The sequence below is a fragment of the Pseudoalteromonas piscicida genome, from assembly GCF_002208135.1.
GTDB classification, from domain to species: Bacteria; Pseudomonadota; Gammaproteobacteria; order Enterobacterales; family Alteromonadaceae; genus Pseudoalteromonas; species Pseudoalteromonas piscicida_A.
Genome location: NZ_CP021646.1, coordinates 768,278 through 785,681, shown reverse-complemented (window position 1 = coordinate 785,681; position 17,404 = coordinate 768,278). Strand labels below are relative to the sequence as shown.

The following is a 17,404-nucleotide window of genomic DNA, read 5'->3' as shown; positions in this document are numbered from 1 at the left end:
TTGTATTATTCGCATACGTTAGTCTACTCAACTTGGTGCTGCCAAGCTGAGCGCCCACACTTTAGGGCGCTAATGCTTTTCTAGTATATTCCCCATGCCCGCACTCGCTGCAAGCTGGGATCTTGATGGCATAATAAACATCTAATTTATAGCCACAATTCTTACACACTAATTGTCCCAAAGCTATCCATTCACCTTCTTTATAAATACCTTGGTGTTCAAAATCTTTTAAAAGTGCGGACCACTCAAGTTGAGTTCTATCTTCTAATTGGGATATTTCGAATAAGATGTTGGCTTTGAGTTCACTCCAAGCCGCTTCATCGTAGAAGGTTTTGTTTTCGAGAAGATGTTCCAAGTCACGTTTTAGATAGTAACTATAATCATCATAGGTTTGTTTGGTGTAGTCTTTCAGTGCGCTCTGCGCTTCCCAGAATCGCTTAGATAAATCGTCAATTTCATGTTCTTTGACGTCTTTGAGCCAATCGGAAAATTGATCCAGCCATTTTTGATAATCCGCCATTGCTACACTCCTGTTTCGCCGATAGATTAAGTGTAGACCAGATATACCATTCATTGTATTAGGGTTTGCTGAACTTGGTGCTCAGCAAACCCATTTGGCTTCAGATTATGAAGCCAAAAGTCATTGCTATTAGCTTAGAAACGATACTTCACGCCAACGGTCGCTGTTGTACCAAGGCCTTTAATATTGTAGCCACCGTACGTATAGGCTTGTGCGCGAGCTGGGTAGTAGTCTGAGTTAAATAAGTTTTCAATTCCAACAAAAGCTTGCCAACTTTGGTCGAATTGATATTGACCACTAAAGTTAACCACGTTGTAGCTGTCAATTGGACCTTGATCGCCAACATAGTTGCCTTTATCGTTCCGCTCAAAACGTTTACGGTCGCCCACATGTAACCAGCTTAACGTCATCGATAGCGCATCAACTGGCTGCCAGTTTAGGTTTGCCGTAAGCTTTGGTGGGCTAATTTGTCTAGAGCCAAGATAAGTATCGGCTTCGGAATCTTTACCCTCTACATAGCTATATGTCGCAATGAGTTTTAGCGTGTCATTGATCTTGTAATCGACAAGTGCCTCATAGCCCCATATTTTTTGTGGTGCTCGAACAGGCTCATAAACTCCGGTTACTTCATTGAATTTATTCGTTGTGCCAAACTCAGACGTACTTCTATATGCCGCAAATTCAAATCGTAACGTCTCAAATTGAGAGTTAAAACCGATTTCGTAGTTATCAACAATCGATGCTTCTGTTTGAATTTGACCTATGTCTTCTACCGTTGCACTGCGCAGCAGACGGCCAATATCGGAGATATCAGAGCCCTGCGAGTAACTGGCGAATGGGCTGAACTTTTCATTCGCGTTATATTTAATACCCACATTGTAAGTTGTGGCATCATAGTCAATGATGTCACCTTTCACGTTAAGTGGCACAGAGCACTGATCCGCTGAACGGCAAAGTTTTAGTGTTTGGTAATCAGCTACCGCAAGATCAATACTTTCTTGTCTCACTCCCGCTTTTAACACTAGATCATCCGCAACAATCCACTTGGTCTGTAGGTAACCTGCGATGCTTTCCATGTCCATTTCTGGCACCCAAATACGACCATCGACAAGTGGCTGTGAGGTCACATCATTCAACGCATCGATACCATAAATGAAGGTAGCTTGGACATTGTCAAAATCAACCAAGGTATTAAATGTCGCACGCGCCCCCTTTTTTTCAGAACGGATGATAGATTGACCGCCAGTGTATCCTTCATCAGGGTTTGCTAAGCTTGGAGAGAAGAAGAACACGTTCTCAATGTCTTGCATATACGCATCAAGCGTCATTTGTGTATTAGCAAAAACTTCTATATCGGTGTATTTCAAAGTAATGTTTTCATTACCTTCTGGCCCTTGAGGCTTACCTTGTTTTTGCTGAGCTGGTGGCACGTGAATAGCGTAAGATTTTTCACCTAAATTGATGTTACCAAACACATCACCTAGGTCAGTTTTTTGCTGAGAACTGTAGAAGTTGTAGCTAAATTGCAGTTGCTTGTCTTCATCAAAGTCATAGCCAAGCTTAGTAAAATAGTTTTCTGTCACAGTATCCGACAGACCATACTGTAAACCTAGAATATCGCCTTGGGCATCACGCTGAACACCATTTTCTTCATAGCTTGCCGTGACTAAATAACTAAACTGGTCAACGCGGCCATTAATCGCGCCCGCAATTCGAGCACCCGCACTCTCTGCAAGCTTTACTGCGCTAAAGCGGCTGGATAGGCTAATTTCACCTACTGGCTTGCCGTCACTTTTGGCCTGCTTGGTGATGTAGTTAATGATCCCGCCTGAAGCACCATTACCATAAATTGAGGTTGCTCCTTTGATCACTTCTATACGCGCGATAGCACTTGGATCGAGTGTTTTTACACCCAAAGAACCATTTCGCAGTGGTGTAGACTGAGGTACACCGTCAATCATCACCAGTGGTGCACGTCCACGCAACGATTGCCCAGTATTACTTGAACTACCCGTATCCGGAGCAAGACCAGGAACAATTTGAGATAACAAGCTTTGTAATTCTGGATTTACTTTTAAATGATCTTCAATTTGTTTTTGATTAATAATCGTAATGGAGGCAGGCACTTCATCAATGCTTTCAAACACACGGCTGCCCGAGACCACGATATGCTCCAGATCTGCAGCTTGAAGATCTTTAACATTGGTATCGTCTGCAATGGCTGCTGCGCTAACAGCCAACGCTACCATACTGAGAGTAGTTTTTAACATGGTTATCCTTGCTGGATTTAGAATAATAATGATGTAAAAAGCGGCAATATAGTATTGATAAAGCACAATAAAGGCAAGGTTAATGTTAACCATTTGCATTTATAGTTGCATTGATAGCATTTGACGATGGCTATTTTTTGCAATGATCCATAGCTTATTTCGGACTAAAATAATTCCACCTTAGGTGCTGTGATTGCTGGTCAATTTCGGGTATGCTATCGAGCAATTTTCTATTAATTTTGCCAGATGTTTGGAACCCTAGATGCAAGAGCAATATAACCCGCAAGATATCGAAGCCAAAGTACAGTCGTACTGGGAAGAAAACAATACCTTCAAAGTTGTCGAAGACGAAAGTAAAGAGAAGTACTACTGTCTCTCAATGTTCCCATATCCGAGTGGTCGTCTCCACATGGGTCACGTACGTAACTACACCATTGGTGATGTGGTTTCTCGTTTCCAACGTCTACAAGGCAAAAACGTCATGCAACCTATGGGTTGGGATGCGTTTGGCCTACCTGCCGAAAACGCTGCGATTAAAAATAATACCGCGCCAGCTAAGTGGACCTACGAAAATATCGACTACATGCGCAACCAGCTTAAGTTACTTGGTTTTGGTTACGACTGGGATCGTGAAATCGCGACTTGTCACCCAGAATACTATAAGTGGGAACAGTGGTTCTTCACTAAGCTTTACGAAAAAGGCTTAGTGTACAAAAAGATGTCAACGGTAAACTGGGATCCAGTTGACCAAACGGTACTTGCAAATGAGCAGGTAATTGACGGTCGTGGTTGGCGCTCTGGTGCTATTGTCGAGCAAAAAGAAATTCCACAATGGTTCATTAAGATCACCGATTATGCACAAGAATTACTGGATGACTTAGACAAGCTTGAGCACTGGCCTGAGCAAGTTAAAACCATGCAACGTAACTGGATTGGTCGCTCTGAAGGCGTTGAAATCGACTTTAAACGTGCCGACAACGACGAAAGCTTCACCGTATACACCACCCGCCCGGATACCTTTATGGGTGTGACTTATGTAGCAGTTGCGGCAGGTCATCCAATCGCGCAAGAAGCGGCGAAAAACAGTGACGCAATCTCTCGCTTTGTTGAAGAGTGCAAGAACACCAAAGTTGCCGAAGCGGATATGGCAACAATGGAGAAAAAAGGCATCGCAACTGGCTTTACAGCTATCCACCCACTCACAGGACAAGAAGTGCCAATTTGGGTAGCTAACTTTGTATTGATGGATTACGGCTCAGGTGCCGTGATGGCAGTACCAGGTCACGACCAACGTGACTATGAGTTTGCAAGCGCTTATGGTCTTGAAATCAAGCAAGTTATTCAGCCTCTAGCCGGCGCAGAAGTAAAAGCCAATCTGGCTGAAGCGGCATTTACCGAAAAAGGTACACTCATCAACTCTGGTGAGTTCGATGGCCTAGACTTTGAAGGCGCATTTAACGCCATCGCGACTAAACTAGAATCACTAGGCGTGGGTAAGCGTAAAGTAAACTTCCGTCTTCGCGATTGGGGGTGAGCCGCCAGCGTTACTGGGGTTCGCCAATTCCAATGTTAAACAAAGAAGATGGTTCTGAGCTAGCAGCACCTGCTGACATGCTCCCTGTTCGTCTACCTGAAGACGTAGTCATGAATGGAGTAACTTCACCAATTAAAGCGGATCCCGAGTGGGCAAAAGCAACGGTGAATGGTGAAGCGGTATTCCACGAAACAGACACATTCGACACCTTTATGGAGTCATCTTGGTACTATGCGCGTTACTGTAGCCCACGCTACGATGAAGGCATGCTTGAACCTGGTGCTGCAAACTACTGGCTACCAGTAAACCAATATATTGGTGGTATTGAGCACGCAATCTTGCACTTGTTGTACTCGCGCTTTTTCCACAAGTTGCTGCGTGATTTTGGTTTAGTGAACTCTGATGAGCCATTTGAGCGTCTACTGTGTCAAGGCATGGTACTTGCGGATACTTACTACCGCAAAGACGAGAAAGGCGGCGATATTTGGATCGCACCAACTGACGTATTAACTGAGACTGACGACAAAGGCCGCATCACTAAAGCGTGGCATAAAGAAGACGGCGAGCCGGTATTCTCTGCAGGCATGAGCAAAATGTCTAAGTCGAAGAACAATGGTATTGACCCACAAACGGTTATCAAGCAATACGGCGCTGACACGGTTCGCTTATTCATGATGTTTACGGCTCCACCAGAGCAAACTCTTGAGTGGTCTGACTCAGGCGTTGAAGGTGCGCACCGTTTCCTTCGTCGTATTTGGAAATACGCGGTTGATGTAAAGCAAGCTGGCACTGCCGAGCTTGATTTAAGCAAACTCAATGCAGCGCAAAAGACGCTACGTCGCGACATCCACAAAGCCATTGCAAAAGTGACAGACGATATCGAACGTCGCCAAACGTTCAACACGGCAATTGCGGCGGTGATGGAGCTTTCAAACAAGCTTATCAAAGCGCCACTGAGCGATGAGCAAGATATTGCACTAGCAAATGAAGCACTAGAAGCCATGGTGATCATGCTTGCACCTATCACACCGCACATGTGTCACGAGCTATGGACTGAGCTTGGCAAGTCTGGCGATATCTTGGATGCAGCGTGGCCTGTCGTCGACCAAAGCGCACTAGTTGAAGATGAAAAGCTTATCGTGGTGCAAGTGAACGGTAAACTGCGCTCTAAAATCACCGTAGCGGCAGATGCAACGCAAGAGCAAGTTGAAGCGATTGCATTTAGCGAAGAAAACGTCACTAAGTTTACTGACGGCAAGACCATCCGTAAGGTGATCTATGTTCCTGGTAAACTACTTAATGTGGTTGCAAACTAAGATGCGTAGCCTATTTTGGCACACCAGCAAGCTAGCAGTTTTGCTAGCTTGCTTCTTCGTGGCGAGCTGCGGTTTTCATCTCAAGCAGGCCTCTTACCTTCCTGACGATCTAAAAGAAATCACCTTAAGCGGTGACGACAAGCGCTCAGCCTTGTTTGAACAGCTACAGTCAGATCTTCAGCGTGCACAGGTATCCCTTACGCCAAAAAATACCAAGCAAGCTGCTGAGTTGTACTTGTACAATGATTCACTTGAACGTCAAACACTCAGTTTGTTCAAAAATGGTCAGGTTGCTCAGTATGAACTGGCGTATCGCGTGTCGTACCGTTTGAGTCGTCCGGGCCAAAAGCCCGTTAAGCAAATGTTCGAGCTGTATCGCAACTATCAGGATGACCCAGACAATGCGCTAGCAAAAGCAAAAGAGCTTGAGCTGATCCTAACTGAGATGCGCCGTCTTGCAAGCCAACGTATTATTCGAGAGTTGTCGCAGCTGTAATGCGTTGTTATGCCAATCAACTCTCCAATTACCTGAGTAAGGGGCTTGCGCCTTTTTATTTGGTCTTTGGTGAAGAACCCTTTCAGCAAGGCGAATGTGTACTTGCAATTCGAACCGCAGCTAAGCAGCAAGGCTTTGACGAAGTCATTAAATTTGCTCTGCTTCCTGGATTTGACTGGCAAGAGCTCAGTGCTCAGTACAACAGTATGTCCTTGTTCAGTGCGCGTACGCTCATCGAGTTCGACTTTAATGAGCAAAAAGTTCCTACACAAGGCGTTGCTGTTTTAAAGTCTTTGGCCGAACAGGTCAATCCAGATGTCGTTGTTATTTTTAAAGGGCTGGGTGCGGGTCAAGATGTTCAACGCACTGTTTGGTTCAAAGCATTAGAGCCTAAAGGCCTATTCGTCCCCTGCTATGCGTTAACGGGCCGACATCTTGAACGCTGGTTTGACGATGAATGTAAGCGACTGAAGCTGTCCGTGTCACCACAAGGAAAACGCGCCCTCCTCGTCGCCACAGAAGGCAACTTGCTTGCAACGCATCAGGAGCTTGAAAAGCTCTCCTTACTATTTGGTAAAAACCCAGTTGATGAACAGCAATTGCTGAGCGGCTTATTAAATCAATCTAAGTTCGATATCTTTGATTTAAATACCGGATTGCTAAGTGGCAACCCTAAACAAATTATCAAAGTATTGAACAAGCTCGCCAGTGATAATGTAGAGCCTGCCAGTATTCTCTGGACCTTGCAAAACCAAGCACGCACCCTTCTGGGTGTTAAAACCTTATGGCAAACCGGCACTGCGCTTGCGGATGCCTATAAAAAGCATAATGTTTGGAAAAATCAGCAAACCATCACGCAGCAAGCGTTAGACAGATTAACGCTAGAGCAGATGAAACAGTTGCTCTGCATGATGGCAGACTTTGATACCGCATACAAAGAAGCAAGGCTCACAGCCCCATATCAAGCACTGGCACACATCGCTCTGGCCTTTGCTACACCCATCGCAATGCCGTTACCAATTAGCCAGAGTGAGCATGTATGATTGCTTTATTTGGTGGTACTTTCGATCCTCCGCATTTAGGTCATTTAAATATGGCGATGCGCTGCGTCGACGAGCTGAGTCTTGCTGAGTTAAAATTTTTACCTTGTGCCATACCGGTTCATAAGCAAAAGCCCAGCATCAGTGACGAACATCGCCTAGCGATGCTTGCAAATTTGATATCAGGGCAACAAAAACTGATCATTGATAGGCGTGAGCTTAACCGTCAAGGCCCCTCCTACAGCCTACTAACACTGCAAGAGCTCCGTAACGAATATCCAAACCAGCCAATTTTATTTTTAATGGGTATGGACTCGTTTAATAGTCTGCACACTTGGTATCAATGGCAAGAAATCACAGAGCTGTGCCATCTCGTGGTGTATCAACGCCCAGGGGAGCACTGCTCACCAGATGCTAAAGTCTCAGCTTATTTAGCCAAAGCACGCACAGATAACCCAAACAAGCTCCAAACCACCAATGCTGGACATTGTTATTTCCTTCACGGTGAGCAAAAAGACATTGCATCGAGTACAATTAGGGCTGCGATTGCACTGCAAGACGAGGAATATTTGGAACATTGGCTGCCCACTTCTGTCATAGATTATATAAATAGCCATGGCTTGTATGCTGATTAACCTCATAAAGCATGTTAAAATCGCCGATTATTTGAAATACAGAGACAAAAACTTGGATTCACAACAGTTATTAGATTTCGCGCTAGACAAAGTAGATGATATGAAAGCGCGTGATATTGTTAAGCTCGACGTTCGCGAAACTTCTTCAATCACCGATTACTTAGTGATCTGTACAGGCACCTCAAAACGCCATGTACAATCGATTGCCGACCACGTAGCAAAAGAAGCGCGCCATGCTGGAGAAACACCTATTGGCCAAGAAGGTCAAGACATTGGAGAGTGGGTGTTGGTTGATTTGGGTGACGTTGTTGTACACGTGATGCAAGATCAAACCCGTGATTTTTATGACCTAGAAAAGCTGTGGGGCTAATGTGAAGATCCAACTCATTGCAGTAGGTACCAAAATGCCAAAGTGGGTTGAAACTGGCTTCACCGAATATCAAAGACGCTTCCCCAAAGATATGCCACTGGAGTTAATTGAAATTAGCGCTGGCAAACGGGGGAAAAACGCAGATATCAAACGCATTTTGCAACAAGAAGGTGAAAAAACCTTAGCCGCTATCCCAAAAGGTAATCGCATCGTGACCTTAGAAGTGACTGGTAAGCCTTGGGATACACACCAACTCGCGAGCAATATGGAAAAGTGGCAGTTAGACGGTCGTGATGTTAGCTTACTGATTGGCGGCCCCGAAGGGCTTGCGCCAGAATGTATCGCTGCGGCAGAACAAAAATGGTCATTATCAAACTTAACCCTACCCCACCCTTTGGTGCGTATAGTGGTTGCCGAGAGCTTGTATCGCGGCTGGAGTTTAAATAACAATCATCCTTACCACAGAGAATAATAATGATAAAAAAACGGCCGACGATTAGGGATCATTCTGCCGAGGCTAACCTCTTTGCGAGACGGGCCTTTGTCGGCTTTGTTTTTGTCGTTATTATTGTTGGGATCTTGTTTCACAATGTCTACAAGCTTCAGGTAACCGAGCACGAGACCTATCGCACCCGCTCCAACGATAACCGTATAAAAGTCATTCCGGTCGCCCCTAACCGTGGTCTGATTTACGACCGCAATGGTGTCTTGCTCGCCGAAAATCGCCCTGTTTACAACCTTGAAGTGATCCCAGAAGACGTTGAAGATCTCGAAGCATCATTAGTTTCTGTACGTCAACTCATCGAAATTTCTGAGCAAGAAGTAGAAGATTTCAAAAAGGAAATCAAACATAACCGCCGCTTCAAGAGCCAAGTACTAAAGGGTCGTCTGAATGAAGAAGAAGTTGCGATCCTCTCGGTTAACCAACACCGCTTGCCTGGCTTTAGTGTTGAAGCGCGCTTATCCCGTTATTATCCTTATGGCGACACCCTCACTCACGCCCTTGGCTATGTCGCAAAACTGAACAAAGAAGAACTCTTTGACCTAGAGCTAGAGGGAAAAGACACTAACTATCGTGCCACCCATGATATTGGCAAACTCGGTGTCGAAAAGTTTTATGAAGAGCAGCTGCATGGTATTGTTGGCTCTCGTCGCGTCGAGGTGAATAACCGCGGTCGTATCATTCGTACATTAAGCATGGAAACGCCACAACCAGGTAAAGACTTGGTGCTAACGCTTGATATCGGCTTGCAACAAATAGTACAACACGTACTTAAAGACACCCGAGGCGCGATCATCGTCATGGATCCACGCGATGGCGGAATTTTAGCGCTCTATTCCAACCCAAGTTACGACCCGAATCTGTTCGTTCACGGGATTAGCGGCAAAGACTACCGAGCCTTGCTCAACCCAGACAGACCGCTTATCAACCGTGCAACTCAAGGCCGTTATGCACCTGCTTCCACAGTGAAACCTCACCTTGCAGTGCTTGCGCTGGAAGAAGGTGTGGTGAAAGAGAACACCGAAATATGGGATCCCGGTTTTTTTCAAATTCCCAACGTAAAACATAAATGGCGTGACTGGCGTCCGTGGGGTCACGGACACGTTGATGTGTACAAGGCTATTGAACAGTCTTGTGACACCTATTTTTACGAAACCGCATATAAACTCGGCATAACCAAAATTAGCGACTTTATGAACCAGTTTGGCTTTGGTGAGCTTTCTGGTATCGATATTCATGAAGAAACCTCCGCCATTTTGCCATCGGTTGAATGGAAAAGAGAACGTTTTAAAGAGTCGTGGTACCCCGGAGATACGATTTCTGTTGGGATAGGACAAGGCTATTGGACCGCTACCCCAATGCAGATAGCTAACTCGCTGAGCATTTTGGTTAATAAAGGTATACACCGACAGCCTCACTTAGTACAAATCTCTAAGCAAGACACTGAAGTGGAGCAACTGTTTACGGAAGAAAAGCCACCCGTTGTGTTGAAAAACCCTTATCACTGGAATATCGCATTAAAAGCCATGCACAACACGGTAAAAATAGGCACCGCGAAGAATGCATTTAAAGGCGTGACCTATGACCACGCAGGTAAAACAGGTACCGCACAAGTTATCAGTATTGCTCAAGGCGAAAAATACGATGCCAAGAAGCTAAAAGAAAAACACCGAGACAACGGTATCTACGTGGGCTTTGCACCTTTTGATGACCCTCAAATTGTTATTACCGTGGTGGTCGAAAACCAAGGTGGTGGTAGTGCTATCGCAGCGCCAATGGCACGACAAGTGATGGATTATTACTTTTCAGCCTACCCGCTTGAGAAGGAGCAACAGCAATGAGCCCGCTGAATAAGCCGCGTTCGCTATTTGAAAAAGTCCATATCGACCTACCGTTATTTGCAGCCTTGATTACGATGATGATTGGTAGTCTCGCGATTGTTTATAGTGCTAGTGGACAAGATATGGGCATGATGATGCGCCATGGCACACGCATGTTTGGTGCATTAGTCGCCATGCTATTTATGGCGCAGTTCTCCCCCAATACGCTTAAGCGTGTGGCTATCCCAGTTTATCTCTTGGGTCTTGGCATGCTCGTCGCCGTGCTGTTTTTTGGAGTCAGTAGTAAAGGGGCTCAGCGCTGGCTCGACTTAGGTGTTACCCGCTTTCAACCTTCAGAAATAATGAAACTTGCCGTGCCCATGACGGTCGCTTGGTTTATTGGCCGTTCACACTTACCTCCTAGTATTTTGAATTTAACAATCGGCTTTGTGATTGTGCTAGTACCGACCATTCTGATCAAAGAGCAGCCTGACCTCGGTACTTCCATCTTAATTGCCAGTTCTGGTATTTTTGCGCTCTTTTTAGCTGGGTTAAGTTGGCGTTTAATCGGTTCTGGTTTATTACTCGCGGTACCCGGTGGCTATGCGTTTTGGCATTACGGAATGCATGCCTATCAAAAGCAACGTGTACTGACCTTTTTAGATCCAGAAAGCGACCCGCTGGGCTCTGGTTACCATATCATCCAATCGAAAATTGCCATAGGCTCCGGTGGCGTTGAGGGCAAAGGCTGGCTACACGGAACCCAATCTCAATTAGAATTTTTACCCGAGCGCCATACCGACTTTATCTTCTCGGTGTTGAGCGAAGAGTTTGGCTTGTTAGGTGTCACCATTTTACTCAGCTTGTATCTTTTTATCATTGGTCGAGGATTATATATTGCGGTGCAAGCACAAGATGCTTTCAGTAAGCTGCTCGCAGGGGCACTAACTTTGACCTTCTTCGTCTATGTCTTTGTAAATATTGGAATGGTTTCGGGTCTCTTACCGGTAGTCGGTGTTCCACTGCCCCTGATCAGCTATGGCGGTACATCAATGGTGACCTTGATGGCTGGTTTTGGCATTATTATGGCAATCGCAACAGATAAGAGGATGTTGTTAAAATAATGACTGTTCGTATTACCCTGATTTCAAAGCTGGTTTTAGTATTTGCCCTGTTAAGCGTGCTCAGCGCTTGTGGTAGCCGTTATCATATTCGTCATGATAAAGCGCCACTGCGCGAACCTACCGAACTGGAAATGCAGGATGCCATTGTCACCAACGAAAAAAAGAGCGTGAGTGCCAACCGCCCCTACACTGTACTTGGAAAACGTTACACACCAATCTCAGACGAACATGGGTATCTACAAGAAGGCATAGCCTCATGGTACGGCCGTAAATTCCACGGCTACCACACCTCAAATGGTGAAATTTTTAATATGTTCGATATGACAGCGGCACACAAGACGCTGCCACTCCCCAGCTTTGCCAAAGTAACAAACTTAGACAACGGACGCTCAGCCATCGTTAGAATTAACGACCGAGGCCCATTCCACGACGATAGATTAATCGACTTATCTTACGCTGCTGCCTACAAGCTAGGCTATCACCTGCAGGGTACAGCGCGCGTTAAGGTCGAAGCCATTACTCTATCGCGCGAGTCTCCAAGGCTAACCTATGTGCAAGTTGCTGCTGGCAGTAAACTTGAAAACATACAGTTATTAGCAGGTCAGTTAAAACAAGAATTGGGGTTAGGCACACCCATCACGTTTGAAAACAACCTGTACAAGCTTAGAGTCGGCCCAATTACCGACGACAATCAAGCACAATCTCTACTAAAAACCTTACAACAAGGTCAATTTAGTCGTGCTTTCTTGCTTTACAGTGAGCAGGAACTTTAGAATAACCGCAATGAATGCCGATAAACAAAAAAGCGAGCATAATGACTTCTATCAAACCAAAAATCGTTAAAAAAGTCCTTGGACTGGTGTGCACTTTCTCTATTATGAGTGCCAGTGCACAAATTATTCCTTCGCCGCCGCAGATCAATGCGAAAGGCTATTTCCTTGTAGATTTCACAACTGGAAAGGTGATTGCAGAGGGCGAAGCTGATACTAAGCTAGCGCCAGCAAGTTTAACCAAAATGATGACCAGTTATGTTATTGGTACCGAAATCGCGGCAGGTAACATTAGTCCATCTGATCAGGTCACCATTAGTGAAAAAGCGTGGGCTAAGAATTTTCCTGGTTCATCGGTAATGTTTATTGAAGTGGGCAAGCAGGTTAGTGTTGATGACTTAAACCACGGGATTATTATTCAATCTGGTAATGATGCTTGTGTTGCAATGGCCGAGCACATTGCTGGTAGCGAAAGTGCGTTTGCCGATCTGATGAATGCACATGCTGAAAAACTGGGTATGACGAATACCCACTTTATTAACAGCCATGGTTTAGATACTGATGAACATTACACCACCCCAAGAGACATGGCAACATTGGGTGCCGCGCTTATTCGTGATGTACCTGATGAATATGCTTTATACAAGAAAAAATCTTTCTCTTACAACGGTATAAAGCAATATAACCGTAACTCACTACTTTGGGATGCAAGCCTTGAAGTGGATGGCATTAAAACAGGCCACACCTCGGATGCAGGCTACAGCCTAGTTACTTCAGCGGTAAAAGATGATATGCGTCTTGTTGCCGTGGTCATGGGGACAGAGAGCGAACGTGCGCGTAAAGTTGAAAGCAAAAAATTGCTTAACTACGGCTTCCGTTTCTTTGAAACCATTACCCCTTACCAAGCTGGTGATGCTTTTGCCGATCAGCGCGTATGGATGGGTAACAAAGAAACCGTATCGCTTGGCATTATGGAAGACACTCCTATTACTATTCCACGCGGTCAAAGCAAGAACTTAAAGGCTAACTTTGAGTTAGATAAGACGCTCGAAGCGCCGCTAGCAAAAGGCACTAAAGTTGGTACTTTGTTCTTACAGCTTGAAGGTGAAGACGTAGCACAATATCCGCTGGTTACACTTGAAGAGATCCAAGAAGGTGGATTCTTTAGCAAAATCTACGACTATCTACGTTTACAGATCTCGCAATAATTCCTTATCTGATAGGCCAGCCGAGACAGACGGTTGGCTTATCTTTTTTATAAAGCTCATTCCCCCTACCTTCCCAGACATTCATACTTTCTAATCTAAGACCCCTTTTCAATATACCACACGGCTGAAAAATCACTTTAAGTTTACAATTTAAAAACAATTTGTAATAATCAATTTTAGGTACAAAATCGAACTATAAATAAAAGGATATTTAAATGATGATGGCGACAATCGCGGTAATAATGGTGAAGTGCAGAAACTCCTAGCGACTGTGGAAATAATGACAGCCGCCCCAGTAGCTCTTCGGAGGTTTTTGTTCAGCAGAATATCTTAACTTATACCGGTGGTGGCTGTTATGAGCGGGAAGAAGTAGAGAGATGTTAATCTAATAGGTGATACACACTAAAGGCTTTCCTATGAACTACATAGATCGTATATATCTAAAACCAGGCTTACCAGTAGCCAAATTGACTATTGCAGTATTATTGCTTTCCTCTGCTATTTTATACAAGTCAAGCCTACTTTTATATATTGGTTTTTATATGGCGCTAATTATAGTTGCTTGGGATTTACTATCCGTAGTGGCAAAAGAACAAGGAGCTTGTGCAAAAGTTACGCTCATAGCTTACGGTAGACAGCACTGGATACAGTTACTGCTTATGTTAGCGTTTGCTTGTATAGGTATTGGCGGGCTGCACCTTGAATACCTACTACTCACACTTTTTAACATTGCATTCGCTATGTTATTAACAGCCCATGTTATAAGAGTTGTGTATAAAATAAGAAAAATGTCCGCTATTGACGCGATAAAGGAGAGGTTAAAAACCAAGTCGAGGTTTATTCTTTCTGTTAACCTGCTACTCATTGTTGTTATGTGCACCACACCTTTTTTATCTATGTCCGTAGGAGCGTTGGCTGCTAATTATATGGTTATTTTTAGCTGCTACATACAGTTCCTAAACCATATTATTAGTGAGAATATTTTTGCGACTGATTAAACTAGTTTAGAGTTCTCGCAATAGCCTATTTTGATAAAAGTCAATCAGTGTTAAATACCGATTGACTTTTTACACCCCAAACAACAATTTCCAAAGTCGCAAGAAAAGCGAAAAAAGGAAAACGACGCAATGACTATTACTCAATACTTTAAAGAATCTCCTATCTACATCCACATTAGCATGGCTGTATTTATTGTCTGCTTCATACTAAGTGATTATTTAAATAAACCTGTACTATTGTATCTTGGTTTTTATATTGCTCTGTACGGCGCACTTTATCAACTTGCTACGCAGCTTAACCATACCCAAGCGGAAAAAGCCAATATGAAGCATTTGGGATACATTCCAATATTTATTCTGCTATTGGTCAGTATTGTTACTCTCTCACCTCCCTCAATACTTATTACCGCCATCAATCTTGCCGTAGTTAGTATCATCATTTATCAGCTGGTGCGAATTCTTAGCGCTAGAACCAAGCAGTCTAAAAGAAACATAGTAAAGACCTTGAAACGCAACAAAACAGCGCTTTTGATACTACTATTAACAACAACAGTATTTCGACTTTTCTTTGACTCGGAAGGCTTAACAATTAGCAATCACTGCTTCCTTCTATTAGCTACTTTAGCAGTTTTTGATGATTGTAAAGACGTAATCAATGGTGAAAGCTAGCTTCAAAATGACTCAACAAAAACGTCCTTATCGTGGACGTTTTTTTTTGCGCCAAAAATGATAGAATGCGGCCAATAAATGACGACCTTGGCAACTCAAGGCTTGAAAGAGCCGCTAAGTGACCAAATAAAGGCGTCAGCAAGTAGTTCGTTGTGAGGATACCGTCGTGGTAAAACCAGTTAAAAATACTAAGTTTGATGAATACTTAGAATTTCCTTGCCCATTTACATTCAAGATTATGGGCCTAGCAAATGTCAATTTGACGGATCAGATCCTAGCCAAACTGCAGGTTATTGCACCGGGTGATTATGCACCAAAGGTTAAACCAAGCAGCAAAGGCACCTATGAAGCCGTATCTCTTGTCGTTACCGTAACCAGCAAAGAGCATATCGAGCAGATTTATACCGAGATCGGTGGCATCGAAGACGTCCGTTACATCCTGTAGTTGGTAAGGACCCCTAGTTATGGAATCTCGTCAGTTAATTGTGCGCCAACTCGGCCTTTGTAGTTACGAGCCAATTTGGCACAAAATGCAATCTTTTACCGATGAACGTGATGACACCACAGCGGATGAAATCTGGCTGGTGGAACATGAGCCTGTTTTTACACAAGGTCAAGCCGGTAAAGAAGAGCATGTCTTGGCGCCAGGCGACATTCCCGTCGTAAAAGTGGATCGCGGTGGCCAAGTTACCTACCACGGTCCTGGGCAACAAATGCTTTATGTACTGCTCAACTTACGACGATTAAAAATAGGGGTACGTGAACTTGTCACTTGGCTAGAGGAAAGCATTATCGACTCCCTAAAAGAATATGGGATAGAGGCTTACGCTAAAGCCGATGCACCAGGTGTATACGTCAACGATAGCAAGATAGCATCTCTTGGACTTAGAGTCCGCCGTGGCTGCTCGTTTCATGGTCTCGCGCTCAACGTTAATATGGACCTTGGTCCATTTTTACGAATAAACCCTTGTGGTTATGCGGGCATGAATATGGTGCAAAGTAGCGAAATTAATGGACCTCAAACCGTCGCTGAAGCGGGGGCTGGTCTGGTAAAACACATGCTAAAACGCATTAATGCTGAGCATGTCGAATACACTGAAGGGTTTGAAAACGTATGAGTAAACCAGTCAAAATGGAGCCAGGGGTAAAGCTCCGCGATGCTGAAAAAATGGCATTGATCCCAGTTAAAGTCATGCCGACAGAACGCGAAGAAATGCTGAGAAAGCCTGAGTGGTTAAAGATCCGTTTACCAAAATCAAGTGAACGTATCGATGGCATTAAACAAGCAATGCGTAAGCACGGCTTACACTCTGTTTGTGAAGAGGCGTCATGCCCAAACCTTTCTGAGTGCTTTAATCACGGTACAGCAACCTTTATGATTTTAGGTGCCATTTGTACTCGCCGCTGTCCATTCTGCGATGTGGCCCACGGTCGTCCGCTAAAACCTGACGCCCAAGAGCCGGAAAAGCTTGCACTTACCATCAAAGACATGAAGTTGAGCTACGTTGTTATTACCTCTGTTGACCGTGACGATTTGCGCGACGGTGGTGCGCAGCACTTTGCTGACTGTATTCGTGAGATCCGTAAGCACAACCCAGGTATTACAATCGAAATTCTCGTGCCTGATTTCCGTGGTCGTATGGATAGAGCGCTTGAAATCTTGAGTGAAACACCACCAGATGTATTCAACCACAACCTTGAAACTGCACCAAGACTTTACAAGCTAGCGCGTCCAGGTGCCGATTATAAGTGGTCGCTCGAATTACTACGCCGCTTTAAAGAAATGCACCCAGAGGTAAGAACAAAGTCAGGCTTAATGGTTGGACTAGGCGAAGAAATCTCTGAAATTGAAGAAGTCTTAAGAGACTTGCGCGAGCATAATGTAGATATGCTCACCGTAGGCCAATATCTGCAACCTTCAAAGCACCACTTGCCAGTAAAACGCTACGTGCCACCGGTTGAATTTGATGGGCTAAAAGAATATGCCGACGAGATAGGCTTTAGCCACGCAGCTTGCGGACCATTTGTACGCTCTAGCTACCATGCGGATCAGCAAGCCGCCGGTAAAGAAGTAAAATAACTTCTGCTCCGAACTTGAGTTCAAGTAACACGTATATTGCTCCTAGTCGTAA

The 17,404-nt window shown here is 44.4% G+C and carries 16 protein-coding genes and 1 pseudogene; 15 read left to right on the top strand and 2 right to left on the bottom strand.

What is annotated here, in order from left to right; genetic code table 11:
* Positions 1 to 61: 61 nt before the first annotated feature.
* Together B1L02_RS03715 and B1L02_RS03710 are read right to left on the bottom strand one after the other, a co-directional pair.
* Positions 62 to 520: a zinc ribbon-containing protein gene (locus B1L02_RS03715; protein WP_010372012.1), complete on the bottom strand. Its 459-nt coding sequence runs from the start codon at positions 518 to 520 to the stop codon at positions 62 to 64.
* Positions 521 to 654: 134 nt separating this feature from the next.
* Positions 655 to 2,790 carry a TonB-dependent receptor gene (locus B1L02_RS03710; RefSeq protein ID WP_088532236.1) on the bottom strand — a complete coding sequence of 712 codons (2,136 nt, stop codon included), beginning with the start codon at positions 2,788 to 2,790 and terminating at the stop codon, positions 655 to 657.
* A gap of 262 nt (positions 2,791 to 3,052) precedes the next feature.
* Between B1L02_RS03710 and leuS the strand changes: the two are divergent.
* The 15 genes and pseudogenes from leuS to lipA all read left to right on the top strand — a co-directional run bounded on the left by leuS (position 3,053) and on the right by lipA (position 17,352).
* Positions 3,053 to 5,640: pseudogene (gene leuS, locus B1L02_RS03705) on the top strand (leucine--tRNA ligase).
* On the top strand, positions 5,624 to 6,136 hold the full coding sequence (lptE, locus tag B1L02_RS03700) for an LPS assembly lipoprotein LptE (protein ID WP_088529966.1): 513 nt from the start codon (positions 5,624 to 5,626) through the stop codon (positions 6,134 to 6,136). The pseudogene leuS and the gene lptE overlap by 17 nt, the downstream one beginning before the upstream one ends.
* Complete coding sequence (holA, locus tag B1L02_RS03695) at positions 6,136 to 7,179, top strand: DNA polymerase III subunit delta (protein ID WP_088529965.1); 1,044 nt, start codon at positions 6,136 to 6,138, stop codon at positions 7,177 to 7,179. Before lptE ends, holA begins: the two co-directional genes overlap by 1 nt.
* Positions 7,176 to 7,811 (top strand): nicotinate-nucleotide adenylyltransferase, encoded by a 636-nt coding sequence (gene nadD, locus B1L02_RS03690; protein ID WP_088529964.1) that lies wholly within the window; start codon positions 7,176 to 7,178, stop codon positions 7,809 to 7,811. The genes holA and nadD overlap by 4 nt, the downstream gene beginning before the upstream one ends.
* A gap of 52 nt (positions 7,812 to 7,863) precedes the next feature.
* The gene (gene rsfS / locus B1L02_RS03685; RefSeq protein ID WP_088532235.1) at positions 7,864 to 8,181 is read left to right on the top strand and encodes a ribosome silencing factor; all 318 of its coding nucleotides are present in this window, start codon (positions 7,864 to 7,866) and stop codon (positions 8,179 to 8,181) included.
* Position 8,182: 1 nt separating this feature from the next.
* Positions 8,183 to 8,653: a 23S rRNA (pseudouridine(1915)-N(3))-methyltransferase RlmH gene (gene rlmH, locus B1L02_RS03680; RefSeq protein ID WP_010372039.1), complete on the top strand. Its 471-nt coding sequence runs from the start codon at positions 8,183 to 8,185 to the stop codon at positions 8,651 to 8,653.
* Positions 8,654 to 8,655: 2 nt separating this feature from the next.
* Entirely contained in the window at positions 8,656 to 10,524 is a 1,869-nt protein-coding gene (gene mrdA / locus B1L02_RS03675; RefSeq protein WP_088529963.1) for a penicillin-binding protein 2, read from the top strand.
* Complete coding sequence (gene rodA / locus B1L02_RS03670; protein WP_017216356.1) at positions 10,521 to 11,627, top strand: rod shape-determining protein RodA; 1,107 nt, start codon at positions 10,521 to 10,523, stop codon at positions 11,625 to 11,627. Before mrdA ends, rodA begins: the two co-directional genes overlap by 4 nt.
* Positions 11,627 to 12,400 (top strand): septal ring lytic transglycosylase RlpA family protein, encoded by a 774-nt coding sequence (locus B1L02_RS03665; protein WP_088529962.1) that lies wholly within the window; start codon positions 11,627 to 11,629, stop codon positions 12,398 to 12,400. Before rodA ends, B1L02_RS03665 begins: the two co-directional genes overlap by 1 nt.
* 41 nt (positions 12,401 to 12,441) lie before the next feature.
* Positions 12,442 to 13,605 (top strand): serine hydrolase, encoded by a 1,164-nt coding sequence (locus B1L02_RS03660; protein WP_010372052.1) that lies wholly within the window; start codon positions 12,442 to 12,444, stop codon positions 13,603 to 13,605.
* Positions 13,606 to 14,021: 416 nt separating this feature from the next.
* On the top strand, positions 14,022 to 14,603 hold the full coding sequence (locus tag B1L02_RS03655) for a hypothetical protein (protein WP_088529961.1): 582 nt from the start codon (positions 14,022 to 14,024) through the stop codon (positions 14,601 to 14,603).
* 129 nt (positions 14,604 to 14,732) lie between these two features.
* A complete protein-coding gene (locus tag B1L02_RS03650) occupies positions 14,733 to 15,272 on the top strand; it encodes a hypothetical protein (RefSeq protein ID WP_088529960.1) in 540 nt (179 codons plus the stop codon).
* A 166-nt stretch (positions 15,273 to 15,438) separates the two neighbouring features.
* Positions 15,439 to 15,717, top strand: a complete 279-nt coding sequence (gene ybeD, locus B1L02_RS03645; RefSeq protein ID WP_010606146.1) for a DUF493 family protein YbeD — start codon at positions 15,439 to 15,441, stop codon at positions 15,715 to 15,717.
* A 19-nt stretch (positions 15,718 to 15,736) separates the two neighbouring features.
* Positions 15,737 to 16,390: a lipoyl(octanoyl) transferase LipB gene (gene lipB / locus B1L02_RS03640; RefSeq protein WP_088529959.1), complete on the top strand. Its 654-nt coding sequence runs from the start codon at positions 15,737 to 15,739 to the stop codon at positions 16,388 to 16,390.
* Complete coding sequence (gene lipA / locus B1L02_RS03635; RefSeq protein ID WP_010372064.1) at positions 16,387 to 17,352, top strand: lipoyl synthase; 966 nt, start codon at positions 16,387 to 16,389, stop codon at positions 17,350 to 17,352. Before lipB ends, lipA begins: the two co-directional genes overlap by 4 nt.
* Positions 17,353 to 17,404: the final 52 nt, after the last annotated feature.